The organism is Jeotgalibacillus sp. S-D1, from assembly GCF_004358665.1.
GTDB lineage: Bacteria > Bacillota > Bacilli > Bacillales > Jeotgalibacillaceae > Jeotgalibacillus.
The window spans coordinates 301,051-313,760 of sequence record NZ_SMZR01000001.1 but is presented as its reverse complement, the minus strand read 5'-3'; the positions used below and the strand labels follow the sequence as shown (position 1 = coordinate 313,760).

The window sequence follows — 12,710 nt, the reverse complement described above, 5'->3', positions numbered from 1 at the left end:
ACTCCTAACTTTATCGAAATCGACCGATTAGAAAAAAGACCCCGGTCAATATTATACTCACAATAATTGACGTAGCGATGGGAAAATAAACGGTCATATTTTCACGCTTTATAATAATATCACCTGGTAACCTGCCAAGCTTAATGAATTGCATCAGAAATCCAGCGATCAGCAAAATCCCGCCAGCGATCATCAACATTTTTGGAAGTGTCATTTTGGAACCTCCAGTTGAAAATGCTCGTACACTAAGTGAGTTACCACTCTTCCTCGCGGGGTGCGCTGTAAAAAGCCTATTTGAAGGAGATATGGTTCGTAAACATCTTCTATCGTGGAGGATTCCTCTCCAATACTTGCTGCGATTGTATCCAGGCCAACCGGCCCTCCTCTGAACCGCTCAATAATCCCCGTCAGCAGTTTGTGATCAATATGATCCAAGCCTAACCGATCAACCTGTAAAAGCTCTAAAGACTCCTGTGCGATAGGGTAGGTGATTGCCCCCTCCGCTCTGACCTGTGCAAAATCCCGCACCCTTCTAAGTAAACGGTTCGCAATCCTGGGAGTCCCGCGGGACCGCTTGGCAATTTCGAGTGCTCCCTGCTCATCTATATCCGTTTTAAAAATCTGTGCCGTCCGGTGAACAATCTCTACCAAGTGATGTTCTTCATAATACTCGAGACGGCATAATACACCAAATCGATCACGCAAAGGGGCAGAGATTGCTCCTGCACGCGTGGTGGCACCAACCAATGTAAAGGGCGGCAGATCAAGTCTTACTGATCTTGCACTCGGTCCGGTACCGATGACAATATCTAAACAAAAATCCTCCATAGCAGGATAAAGTACTTCTTCAATCGCACGGGGCAGACGGTGAATTTCATCTATAAACAGCACATCGCCCGGTTCTAACGCGGACAAAATAGCTGCTAAGTCCCCGGGACGTTCAATAGCAGGGCCTGATGTCGTCCGCAGATTAACGCCCATTTCATTCGCAATTACGGCAGCCAAAGTGGTCTTCCCAAGGCCGGGCGGACCGTATAGAAGTACATGGTCCAAAGTTTCCTGCCTGTTTCTGGCCGCTTCTATAAATACTGCTAAATTGTTTTTCACCTGATCCTGCCCAATATAAGTTTCCAATAACTTAGGACGCAGCGTTTGCTCAAATGATTGTTCTTCTGTATTTTCTGTTTCACTTGAAACGATCCGTTCCTCCATACGATCCCCCTCAATCAATTACCGCTTTAGGATAGTTTAAGCATGAATTTTAGCCCTTTTTTAATGTATTCGTCCGTTGTCAAAGATTCCTTGCGCAAGGCAGGCTCTACTTTTTTTACCTCCCTCTCTGAATACCCCAATGCTTTTAAAGCCAATAGCGCTTCATCAAGCTCTTTTGTTTCTGTTGAATAATTGCGGTCTGGATCTGCAAAAAGGTTGGGGAAATAATCCGGAACAACGTCCTGAAGTTTACCTTTTAAGTCTAGTATCATCTGACGGGCGGTTTTTTTTCCAACACCGGGAAATTTCGTTAAAAAGGTATCATTTTCATTTTCAATTGCCTGGATGACTTGTTCAGGAGCTCCTGAAGCTAAAATCGCCAATGCTCCTTTTGGTCCAATGCCTGAGACATTTAGCAGCTTCATAAAAAGCAGTTTTTCTTCCATTGATGGAAACCCAAACAATGTCAGCTGATCCTCCCGTACATGCTGATAAGTAAAGACCTGAACATTCTGCCCCTGATTAGAGGACATTACAAACGGGTTTGGCATATATAATTGATAGCCAATACCTTGATGGTCCACAACAATATATTCAGTTGAAATGAGAGCGATCTCACCTTTTATGTATTCATACATTAGCATTCGTCCTTTCGAGTCCATTCTCCATTGTACCATAATATTTGGGGGATATAACACATAACCAAACAAAACGTTTGTTCTTATTTTAACAGACTATTCCCAACACTTCAGCTAATATAATAACCGGGGGGTAAAATCTCCTCTCACCCTATTCCATAAAAAAAACAACCGGCGGGTGCGCGGTTGTCAAGGAGCTATAGTGCTGTAGCCACTAAGTGTAACTAATGGAGAAACCTCTTCAACTTGAGATCTGAATTTCACTTGTTCCTGTGACATATCAACTAACTGCCACGCCTGGTATTTTGCCCAAAAATCTTCCATTGCCATTACTTCTTCAACCCGTTGCTCCACCGCTTTTTCACCATCTTCAAAAATGGTTTCAAGCGTCACATCTATGGTATGAACTTTGGTTTCCTGTGCACTAATTGTCAAAGGAAATACCAGCCACACACTTAAACCTATTCCCAAAACTTTTCCTATAAGTCGAATATTTCTGCTAATATTGGCCACCTCCATATCTGTAGTTTGCCAAATCATCAATCCATTATACATAAGATGGAATTAAGTAGCTTTTTTCATCGTCGCAGTCAATCTCTCCATATTCTCATGCTCCCATTTCTCATCAAAACCAGCCCTAAGGCCATTATCTACCGCCTGTGCCATTCGATACGCAGCTTTATCCTCAGATACGTAAATCTCATATCCATCTCCAACCTGTTCTTTAATCGTATTTACTACATGTTGTTCCACATCAGATCCAATATGTGTCACAGCAGCAGCTATCAATTTTTCATGCACAATAACCGTCACATATTCCACATCTTCAATTTCGGAAATCTTTGCTGCCAGCTTATCAGATAAATCTCCTTGATGAAGGTCGCTCTTTGCTTTCGATTCATTTATATGAAGTCCTTCAAGCTCTGCTATATCCTGTTCTTCATGTTTATCATAAGGGTCATTTTCTCTTGACAAAACTGGTGGATCCTGATTCGGATCCGCTCCGCTGGAACCTGGAGAACAAGCTGTAAGAACGATTGTTGTGAAAAGTAAAGTAACAATTTTTTTCATGTAAAGGTCCTCCGTTTTTATTTTTAGCTTTTGAGTAAAACCCTAACTTTATTCACGATTTTTTATTTTAAATTTTCCCATTAAAAAAGAAGACGAATTTCTCGTCTTCTTTTCATTCTTACATATTAGGCCCAAATAGGTTAGGCTGGTTCATTCCTTGCTGAAAACCCTCCATCTGCGGTTGCATGCCCTGAGGGAATCCGCCCATCTGTGGCTGCATGCCCTGCTGGGATCCACCCATTTGTGGCTGCATGCCCTGCTGGGATCCACCCATTTGTGGCTGCATACCCTGCTGAGATCCACCCATTTGTGGCTGCATGCCCTGCTGGGATCCACCCATTTCCATCATACCTTCAAAATACGGCTGAAAGCCTTCCATGAACTGGTTCATTTGAGGCTCAGAACCCTGGCCGTTTCCGTTCATTCCTTGTGGATTACCATTCATCTGTGGCTGCATGCCTGGCTGAAATCCGCCCATTTGCGGAAAACCGCCGTACGGCATCGGCTGACCATAAGGCATCATGTGATGTTTTGGTCCGCAGCCGCACGGTTTATTCATCTGCTGTTGGACACCTGCCAACTGCTGGTGGTGATGGTGCATTTCGTGTGGCGGGCACGGCATCATTTGTCCTCCTGCGTGCGGGTGCCCCATATGTTGTGGCGGCCAAGGCATCATTTGTCCTGCTACCTGCTGGTGCTCCATATGATGTGGCGGACACGGCATCATTTGACCTCCTACCTGCTGGTGGTGCCCCATGTGAGGAGGCGGTGGACAATCAAAGCCATCTCCAGGCATAATTGGTGATACTGGGTAACAATTTTCTTCCATCATTTCAGGCATAACCCCTTCTTGCTGAAGACCTTGAACTGCAGGTTCTTCTTTTTTGTGTTCTTTCACTTTTTCTTTAACCTGTTCTTTTTTAGCTTCTTTTACTGGCGCCTTAGGCATCTCAGGCATGGGAAAATGAGGCACTTGATATTGCGGCTGCTGAAATTGCGGCTGCTGATGCTGAGGCATTTGCTGGAGCATTTGGAAATTATACGTTTGGTGAATATCCAGCTCCGGGTGCATCATAATCGGCTGCTGAGGCATTGGCTGCGGCTGTGGCTGCGGTATTGGTTTGTAATCCATTTTAGGAGCTTGCGGTTTCTGCTCTGTATATGGATGTTGAATCACCGTTTCTTTAACAATTACTTCTTTTTTTGCTTTGCTGTCAGTTGGAACTTTAATCTTCATCCCAGGCATTATCATATCGGGATTTGACAATTGCGTGTTAGCTGCTTTAAGCGCTTCAAACGATACATTATATTTTTTTGCGATATTCCATAATGTATCTCCTTTTTGGACAACGTGGATCTTCACTTTATTCCCTCCTCCATAGATCATTCTTTATATCCTATGATTAACGCGGATTTTTGCCACTTTTTTAATTCCATAACCTTAAATAACCTGATCATTGTGTTACAATAGCGACAGAAAAACTACGTGAAAGAGGTCGAAATTCATGGCTAAGGATCGAAAAGTTAATGGGGATCGAAGAAGACTGGCTATTTTAGAAAAGCTTAAGAAGGCAAAGGGGCCGATTACAGGGAATGAACTCGCACGTCAAATGGAGGTCAGCCGCCAGGTTATTGTAAGTGACGTAACACTATTAAAAGCGGTAAATGAGCCGATTCTAGCTACCAGTCAAGGGTACTTATTTATGCCCTCTGCCCCCGCAGCAAAAATTAGCCGGACGATAGTTTGCCGACATACTCCTGAGCAATCCGAACAAGAAATGCTAATGATCGTTCACGAAGGAGCTTCAATAAAAAATGTTTCCATTGAACATCCTGTTTATGGCGACTTAACAGCGTCGATGATGATACATAATGCACATGACGTTAGAAACTTTTTAGAAAAGATACAGCATACGGATGCATCTTTTCTTTCAGAACTGACTGATGGCGTCCACCTTCATGAAATCGAAGCAGACAATGAATCAATATTACAATCCGTTGAACATAAGTTATATCAGGCAGGAATTCTTGTAAAAGATTAAAACATCCCTTGACAAAACGGGGATAATAAAACAATTTTCAGCTGTAATTAACCTACTGCTGCACAAAAAAGGATACTGTCACGAATAAGTTTCTTGTTCGTGACAGTACCCTTTTTTAATTTCTGCGCTTTAGCCCAGCCTCTTTATTATTCTGCCGGAATGGCATATTTTTTATAGCTTCCAAGTACCTTCACTGTGCATCCAAGTGCTTCCAGTTCATCAATAGCCCCGTTTATAAGCACACCTTCCATTGACTGCTCTACATCAATAATAAAGAAATAATTTCCCAACCCTGTTTTTAACGGACGGGATTCTATTTTACTGAGGTTTAAATTTCTCCAGGAAAAAGCAGACAAAACCTGATGGAGCTTACCAGGCCGATCATCAGAGGGCAAGGTGATCATCAGGGTCGACTTAGGAGTTGCTCCTTCTAATTGAAGCTCTTCAGTAGCCGGAGTACTGGACAGGACAACAAAACGAGTATGATTAAAATGAAAATCGTGAATGTTTTTTTCCACAATGTCTAAGCCATAGGTAGCCGCTGCAAGGGAGTTTCCAATCGCACCGATTGTTTCTTCCGGGTGTTCACTAACATAGCGTGCAGCTGCAGAAGTAGAGGTAGACGGTTCAAAAACACGGCCTCTAAACCGGTAATACAGATATTTATGACATTGTGCTAATGCATGGGAATGGGACATAATTTTGGTTATATCCTCCCATTTATTATGGTTGTCAGGATGCACCATTAAATGCTGCTCTATTGGCGACACCAGCTCAGCTGTTATATGTAGATCCACATCGTGAAATAAATAATCCACCGTTATGGGAACAGATCCCTCTAATGTATTTTCCAAAGGAACAACAGCACGGTCAACATTACCTGCCGTTAACGCTTCTAAACAATCAGGAATTGTAGCAAACGGAATAAGCTCATCCTGTACAAATGATTTCGTTACTGCATGATGAGTAAACGAGGCTTCAGGGCCTAAATAAGCTATTTTCATCGTATCACCTTTCTATCCTTGACTCTTCTTTACGCACCTGAACCAAGCACTTCCACTTTCTCCACAAATTCAAGCCGTTTTAACCTGGCTAACATCTCATCCAGGGTTACATCCATATCCGTCACATTAAGTGATAACGTTACATTTGCCCTTCCCTGAAGAGGAATGGTTTGATGAATCGTTAAAATATTGCATCGACAAGAAGCCACAAGCCCCAAGAGTTCGGACAAGGTGCCTGAACGATCCTCTAAATAGAAAAAGAGCGTTATGATTCGCTCCTTTACCACCGTATGAAAAGGAAAAACCGTATCACGATATTTGTAAAAAGCGCTGCGACTCAGATCAACCTGTCTGACTGCTTCCCAAACGGAATCGGCTTTTCCACGCTCGAGCAGTTCTTTCGCATCAAGCGTTTTTTTCATGGCTTCCGGAAGGATATCTTCCCTGACCAAGTAAAACTTTTCATCCAGACCTTTTTTTGTCACCCCGTCCACTCCCTTGCGCTTGAATTTGATCTTTAATCAATAAAATCAAACTCAAACTCGACAATTTTAACTGTATCTCCGTTTTCTGCTCCTCTTTCACGGAGTGCATCGTCAATACCCATAGCACGTAGTTGGCGAGCAAACCTGCGGATCGATTCTTCCCGGCTGAAGTCGGTCATTTTAAACAGTCGTTCAATTGAATCACCGGTAATAACGAAGCTTCCATCCGGATCACGGGAAATTTCAAAGTTTTCTTGAACGCCGTCATGTTTATAAAGGACGCGATTGATCGTATCATCCACTTCCTCTTCCTGCAATGGAAATTCCGGTGTTTGTTCAATTAAGTCTGCTACTGTATAAGTAAGATCCTTTAAGCCCTGGCGTGAAATTGCTGAAATCGGGAACACCTTGATGTCCTCTCCAACCTTCTCACGGAATAACCGAAGATTTTCCTCAGCTTCAGGCATGTCCATCTTATTCGCCACAACAACCTGAGGGCGTTCAGTTAATCGCAAATTGTATTCCTTTAACTCATTATTAATCGTTACATAATCTTCATACGGATCACGGCCCTCAAGAGCAGACATGTCAATCACATGTACAATGACACGGGTTCTTTCAATATGACGCAAAAACTGATGTCCCAGCCCTACGCCTGCATGTGCTCCTTCAATTAGTCCCGGAAGGTCGGCCATAACGAAACTTCTGCCATCCTCTGTTTCAACCATTCCCAGGTTCGGGGCGATCGTCGTGAAATGGTATTCTGCTATTTTAGGTTTTGCAGAAGACACGACAGAAAGCAATGTAGATTTACCTACACTTGGGAAGCCAACAAGTCCAACATCAGCTAAAAGCTTTAGTTCCATAATTACTTCACGTTCCTGGCCCGGCTCACCTTTTTCTGATAGTTCAGGTGCAGGATTTGATGGTGTGGCAAATCGGGAATTCCCTCTTCCTCCACGTCCGCCTTTGGCAATAACGGCCTGCTGCCCATGCTCGGTTAAATCTGCAATTACTTCTCCTGTGGCTTCATCTTTTACAACTGTGCCCGGCGGAACCTTAACAATCATATGCTGAGCGCCTCGGCCATGCTGGTTTTTTGACATTCCATTATCGCCTTTAGGTGCTTTAAAGTGGCGTTGATAGCGGAAGTCCATTAATGTTCGAAGTCCTTCTTCTACGATAAATACAACATTTGCTCCCTGACCGCCATCTCCACCAGCAGGTCCGCCTTTTGGCACGTATTTCTCGCGGCGAAAAGCAACCATTCCATCTCCGCCGTCTCCACCTTTTACATAAATCTTGACCTGATCAACAAACATATGTGATCCTCCTAATATTCTCTATCAATCCTGTTTAACTGCACACCATTTAAATGAAGTTTTGACGGCAAAAGAATTTTTTGATGCTTCTGCCCATTTTACTGCCGGGCCGTCTGCATCAGCTAGTAGTTCCTTTGGTGAACAAGCTAAAGACCCGCCTTCATATTCCAGTGTTAATTGCAAAACAGATTGTTCTTGATCTACATGAAAGATCAAGTATAATTCGTTGTTAACCTCAACCGGTACTGATTTCTCAATTTTGTCCACTATTCTTTTGAGCCATGCAAAAATCGGTTCATCCAATTGGCCTGGAATTTTACCTTCGCTGAGTAATTCGTATTTTACCGTGAGAGGAGCGGAACGCCCCCAATTATAAGTTAACAGCCATTCTGAAAGGCGCGGCACACCGAGTGAGGAGAGCTGAGCTTCTTGTCGCACTTCAATTATGATTTCTTCGATGACCTCTTTCGCGCGATCAATATTCGCCAATTCTAAGTTTCCCTTGATCACCTGCAGACGATTCATCCAGTCGTGTCGGCTGTGTTGAAGTAATTCAATTGATCGAATTGCATCCTTCATCGGCATCCACCTATCATTAACAGTTATCTTGTACATAAGTATACCAAAACCTTCACTATACATCTAAAAAAAAAGAAAACCCTAACCGAAAACGGCCAGAGTTTCTTATACCTTACGCTTCCTGTGCTACAGGATAGACGCTGACTTTTTTCTTATCACGACCTACGCGTTCGTAACGAACAACGCCGTCTGCTTTTGCAAAAAGAGTGTCATCTCCTCCGCGGCCAACGTTAGCTCCAGGATAAATCTTAGTGCCGCGTTGACGGTAAAGGATTGATCCACCTGTTACGAACTGTCCATCCGCACGCTTAGCGCCTAGACGCTTTGAGATTGAATCACGACCGTTCTTAGTAGAACCTACTCCTTTTTTCGATGCGAAAAATTGAAGATCTAATCTTAACATATACTCCACCTCCCACTTATTTGAAGGTTATTTTAATATATTGTCCGTACTCACGTTCAATTGTCTGCAACGATACTACCATGCCTTCAAGCAGCAGCTGAGCACGCTCATCAGCAGCATGATCAGTACCGGCCGGAAGATCAATTCGCAAAAAGCCTCCATCAGATGACTGATTAATAACAGGTTCGATGGTTGTAAGAGCAAAAAGTGCATTTACAGCCCCGAATGATACAGCAGAAGCTGCAGCACACACGAGATCTTTCCCGTGTACATCATAATCAGCATGTCCATCCATTTGAAAAGCCTGTATGCGGTTTGTGGTTTCTCGTTCAATGATCACTTGTATCATATCATCCAACCTTAAGCGTTGATTTTGCCAATCACAACTTTCGTGTATGGTTGACGATGACCTAGCTTACGATGTTGGTTTTTCTTTGGCTTGTATTTGAAAACAGTGATCTTTTTAGCGCGACCCTGTTTTACAACTGTACCAGTAACAGTAGCTCCAGCCACTAATGGGCTTCCAACTTTAACGTCACTTCCGCCTACGAATAAAACCTTATCAAAAGTTACTTCCTGATCTGCATCGATGTTAAGCTTTTCGATGTAAACCTCTTGTCCTTCAACAACTTTGATTTGCTTACCGCCAGTTTCAATAATTGCGTACATTCCTCTTGCACCTCCTCAAATCACTCAGACTCGCCATCTAACAGGTGACCAAAATGGTTCTTAAACCTGCAATGCGCGGTTGTAGCACGGGTGCTACAAACAGTAACATATGAATGTTATCACAAATGAAATTGCAATGTCAATGCTAATTAAGCATTCTCTCAAATTAGTTCAGCCGAATGACCTCATAGGCTGGATGCTGATGAGGAATTTCATTCCATTCAATGGAAAATCCAAAAATTCCCTGAAGTTCCTTTGCAAAAGAACCGTCTTTACCCTTAAAAGCCTCAATCACATCTTTGGTCGCTTTAACTGCCACTGACTTATCAATTGAGCGGCGCTGTTCGTAAAGCTCCCGTTCCAGCTGAAATGCCAGTGATGCCGGTGACAGAATCGTTCCTTTACCTTGACATACCGGGCATCGAATTGATTTGGTTTCTTCAAATGAAGGTCTTGTCCTTTTTCGGGTCAGCTGAAAAAGACTTAACTCGGTAAATCCAATCACTTCTATATGTTTATAATCCTGCAGCACTTGCTTTTGAATAGCTTTGGTAACAGTCTCACGGTCTTCCTCATGATTCATATTGATAAAATCAATTATAATAATGCCACTAACATCCCTCAGCTGAAGTTGATAAACAATCTCAGCAGCAGCCCGTTCATTTATTTTTCGAATCATCTGGCGTTCATCACCTGACTTTGTCAGCTTGCCCGAGTTTACATCGATGACAGTCAGCGCTTCTGTTTTTTCAATTACTATGGATATTCCACCGTCCAGCCATACCACTTTCTTCATAACCTTTTCTTCTGCTGATGACATTCCCATTGCATTAAATAAATTCTGATCATCCTGGTACAGTTCACAATTCCACTGCAGTGATGGGTTCATTTTGAGGAATTGCTCTATAGCGTCAAACATTACTTTCTGATCAATGGTAATTGTGCCCTTCTGTTCGCTGACCAACAGCTTTTCTATGCTGCTCGAGAAAGCGGATTGCTCCAGAAGCGGAAAGACAGCTGAAGAATGATTGTCAAATTCCTTCATTAGTACAGTGGCTTTTTTTCTTAATTCTTCAAGGCTTGTCTCCAGCACATCAGGCTCCATGACTTCTGCTTCCGTACGAATGATTAAGCCTTCTTCCCCGCGCAGGTTTTTTTCTGCCCAGTCAGCCAACTGTTTTCTCACACCCTGATTGTTAATTTTTTTCGAAACAGCAACAATTCTGCCAAAAGGAAAATACACAAAAAAGGAACCGGCATATTCGATATTGCCAGTTAATACAGCACCTTTTGCCGCAGACTCGTCTTTTTTCACCTGTACCATGAGACGTTGTCCCTGATGGAGCACAGACTGGATTGAATTCCCTTTTTCTGCCCATGGGATTTCTTTTAAGGAAAGATATCCGTTCCGTCCTTTATCAAAAGAAACAAATGCAGCATTTAAAGACGGTTTGATGCTCTCAACCACTCCACTGTATATATTCCCTACCTTAGAGTGATGATCAGGCTGATGGGCTTCAAAACGAATGATTTTATTGCCTTCAGTGAAGATCCATCTTTTTTCACGTTCTCTTGCATTTACGAGTACATGTTTCTTCATTTAAAATGTTCTCCTTCTCTGCCCTATCTGTTACATGTAGTATAACATGATTATTTTTCAAGCAGAAAAGAAACCGGCTCGGTGCCCGTGCCCTTTTTAAAATATTGGTTAATTATGGAGACATCAGTAATCATGCCCATTGTCGCTGTGCTGTTTTTTACGATAAATACTTCCCTTTTCCCTTTCTTCAAGTCGTGAAGCAGCTGGTTTATTGGGATATTGACCGGAACATAATTAATGCGCGGAGGCTGTGATGAAGCACCCCTGTTTTTACACCGTTCCAGCCAGAATTGCCGCTCCAGAATGCTGCGATGCTTCCACTGTATTATGCAAGCGATCGCTGTATAGGCGAGGACGAGTATCAACTGCAGATTAAATGGAAATAAAAAAGAAGTGATTACTATCGTTACGCCAAGCCCTGCCATACTGATTTGCAGGGTCTGTTTCATCGCCTGGCTGAAAGAGTTTATATGAGCCAAAACAAGAAATAGAATCCTGCCGCCGTCAAGCGGCCACAGCGGCAGCAAATTAAAACACAGCAGCTGTAGATTTAATTGCATCAACAGTGAGTAGTAGGACCATTCCTTTAAGAAAAAAAAAGCAGCTGCTCCGATTAATACATGCTGCAATGGACCGCAAAAGACGACTAAGAGCTCTTCTTTCAACGGCCTGTCAAGTATTCCTTTAATGACCAGCTTTCCTCCAAAAGGCAGCAGCGTGACTGATTGGATTTCCCATTTAAACAGCAGTGCTGCAGCAATATGTCCGCATTCATGGATAATTATCAGAAGCATCAAAAGAAAGAAAGACATAAATTGTCCGGTTAAAAAAGAAACTCCTGCCAGGGTCCAGGTTAATGGATGAATGAGAATTACCCGCTCAGTCCTATTCTTCATTTTCCATAAATAGAGTAGAAGGATCTAAATACCCTTGGTCATCCCGTATAGATAATGTGAACCCGCTGTCCCCAAGGACTTGTCCAATTGGTTCACCCCGATCTACATGGTCAAACGGTCGAAGGGCAGTCGGTACAATTGATTTATAAATAGTCTGCCTTTTATCCCCATGCTGTAAAACAAGCACCTGTTCCCCAACCTGGTCTCCCACAAATAGAACAATTCCAGCTTCTGTAGCATAAACATTTTCGCCTTTGACCGCTGTTATTAATAATTGATCTCCCTGTTTTTCCATCGTTGAATCACCCATCGATAAAACAGGAGCCGCATATAATAGATCAGAGGTGTAGACCACAGATTTAGAGCTTGTCTCACCATACCCGATATAATGTCCCCATTTTTCCTGCATAGACGCAAATGAAAAGGAAGATACAGCTAAATCGGCAATCGGGTCTTTGATTTCACTTGGAACTGACAGCGGATGATCACGCACCCATAAAGTAAGCGCCACTATGACAATTGAAACAATTGATTTAACCAGCAGCCTGTTGAGAACCCAGTAGGAATGGCCGGTTGGCAAGCCTGAATCAGCCGGTGGGGTGTTGGATTTAACAATCGTTGTTGATTTGCGGGGACGTTCTCTCACTTTTCTTTGTGCTGCAGCTTGTTGTTTTAATAAAGATGGATGCCTCATATCATTCACTCCCTTTTGCAAAGGTCCTTTACCCTTACACTATGGCGGCAGAGTGATAAATATGAAAAAACTGACCGCATCATTATGCGGTCAGT

At 42.9% G+C, this 12,710-nt stretch carries 17 protein-coding genes and 1 other annotated feature; of the genes, 1 reads left to right on the top strand and 16 read right to left on the bottom strand.

Annotated elements, in window-relative coordinates; genetic code table 11:
* Positions 1-10 precede the first annotated feature (10 nt).
* The 6 genes from E2R51_RS01565 to safA form a co-directional block, all read right to left on the bottom strand.
* Positions 11-214: a DUF2905 domain-containing protein gene (locus tag E2R51_RS01565; protein ID WP_133375272.1), complete on the bottom strand. Its 204-nt coding sequence runs from the start codon at positions 212-214 to the stop codon at positions 11-13.
* Positions 211-1,212 carry a Holliday junction branch migration DNA helicase RuvB gene (ruvB, locus tag E2R51_RS01560; protein ID WP_133375271.1) on the bottom strand — a complete coding sequence of 334 codons (1,002 nt, stop codon included), beginning with the start codon at positions 1,210-1,212 and terminating at the stop codon, positions 211-213. The genes E2R51_RS01565 and ruvB overlap by 4 nt, the downstream gene beginning before the upstream one ends.
* Positions 1,213-1,238: 26 nt before the next feature.
* Positions 1,239-1,850 (bottom strand): Holliday junction branch migration protein RuvA, encoded by a 612-nt coding sequence (ruvA, locus tag E2R51_RS01555; protein ID WP_133375270.1) that lies wholly within the window; start codon positions 1,848-1,850, stop codon positions 1,239-1,241.
* A 189-nt stretch (positions 1,851-2,039) separates the two neighbouring features.
* On the bottom strand, positions 2,040-2,285 hold the full coding sequence (locus E2R51_RS01550) for a BofC N-terminal domain-containing protein (protein WP_165967106.1): 246 nt from the start codon (positions 2,283-2,285) through the stop codon (positions 2,040-2,042).
* Positions 2,286-2,414: 129 nt separating this feature from the next.
* On the bottom strand, positions 2,415-2,921 hold the full coding sequence (locus tag E2R51_RS01545) for a YhcN/YlaJ family sporulation lipoprotein (protein ID WP_133375268.1): 507 nt from the start codon (positions 2,919-2,921) through the stop codon (positions 2,415-2,417).
* Between the two features lie 118 nt (positions 2,922-3,039).
* Positions 3,040-4,284 (bottom strand): SafA/ExsA family spore coat assembly protein, encoded by a 1,245-nt coding sequence (safA, locus tag E2R51_RS01540; protein WP_165967105.1) that lies wholly within the window; start codon positions 4,282-4,284, stop codon positions 3,040-3,042.
* A 142-nt stretch (positions 4,285-4,426) separates the two neighbouring features.
* On the opposite strand from safA, the gene E2R51_RS01535 reads away from it, so the two are divergent.
* Positions 4,427-4,963 (top strand): transcription repressor NadR, encoded by a 537-nt coding sequence (locus tag E2R51_RS01535; protein WP_133375266.1) that lies wholly within the window; start codon positions 4,427-4,429, stop codon positions 4,961-4,963.
* Positions 4,964-5,109: 146 nt separating this feature from the next.
* Here the strand turns inward: E2R51_RS01535 and pheA are convergent, their stop codons facing one another.
* From pheA to E2R51_RS01485, 10 genes are all read right to left on the bottom strand, one after another.
* Entirely contained in the window at positions 5,110-5,967 is an 858-nt protein-coding gene (pheA, locus tag E2R51_RS01530; RefSeq protein ID WP_133375265.1) for a prephenate dehydratase, read from the bottom strand.
* Positions 5,968-5,996: 29 nt separating this feature from the next.
* Positions 5,997-6,452, bottom strand: a complete 456-nt coding sequence (locus E2R51_RS01525) for an ACT domain-containing protein (RefSeq protein ID WP_133375264.1) — start codon at positions 6,450-6,452, stop codon at positions 5,997-5,999.
* A gap of 32 nt (positions 6,453-6,484) precedes the next feature.
* Positions 6,485-7,774 (bottom strand): GTPase ObgE, encoded by a 1,290-nt coding sequence (gene obgE, locus E2R51_RS01520; RefSeq protein ID WP_133375263.1) that lies wholly within the window; start codon positions 7,772-7,774, stop codon positions 6,485-6,487.
* 24 nt (positions 7,775-7,798) lie between these two features.
* On the bottom strand, positions 7,799-8,353 hold the full coding sequence (locus tag E2R51_RS01515; RefSeq protein WP_165967104.1) for a Spo0B domain-containing protein: 555 nt from the start codon (positions 8,351-8,353) through the stop codon (positions 7,799-7,801).
* Between the two features lie 112 nt (positions 8,354-8,465).
* Positions 8,466-8,756 carry a 50S ribosomal protein L27 gene (gene rpmA / locus E2R51_RS01510; RefSeq protein WP_133375261.1) on the bottom strand — a complete coding sequence of 97 codons (291 nt, stop codon included), beginning with the start codon at positions 8,754-8,756 and terminating at the stop codon, positions 8,466-8,468.
* A gap of 16 nt (positions 8,757-8,772) precedes the next feature.
* Entirely contained in the window at positions 8,773-9,105 is a 333-nt protein-coding gene (locus E2R51_RS01505; protein ID WP_133375260.1) for a ribosomal-processing cysteine protease Prp, read from the bottom strand.
* An 11-nt stretch (positions 9,106-9,116) separates the two neighbouring features.
* The gene (gene rplU, locus E2R51_RS01500; RefSeq protein WP_133375259.1) at positions 9,117-9,425 is read right to left on the bottom strand and encodes a 50S ribosomal protein L21; all 309 of its coding nucleotides are present in this window, start codon (positions 9,423-9,425) and stop codon (positions 9,117-9,119) included.
* 16 nt (positions 9,426-9,441) lie between these two features.
* Positions 9,442-9,516 (bottom strand) — a sequence feature (ribosomal protein L21 leader region).
* Between the two features lie 75 nt (positions 9,517-9,591).
* A complete protein-coding gene (locus E2R51_RS01495) occupies positions 9,592-11,025 on the bottom strand; it encodes an Rne/Rng family ribonuclease (RefSeq protein ID WP_133375258.1) in 1,434 nt (477 codons plus the stop codon).
* Between the two features lie 50 nt (positions 11,026-11,075).
* On the bottom strand, positions 11,076-11,921 hold the full coding sequence (locus E2R51_RS01490) for a site-2 protease family protein (protein WP_133375257.1): 846 nt from the start codon (positions 11,919-11,921) through the stop codon (positions 11,076-11,078).
* The gene (locus E2R51_RS01485; protein ID WP_133375256.1) at positions 11,911-12,615 is read right to left on the bottom strand and encodes a M23 family metallopeptidase; all 705 of its coding nucleotides are present in this window, start codon (positions 12,613-12,615) and stop codon (positions 11,911-11,913) included. Before E2R51_RS01485 ends, E2R51_RS01490 begins: the two co-directional genes overlap by 11 nt.
* Positions 12,616-12,710: the final 95 nt, after the last annotated feature.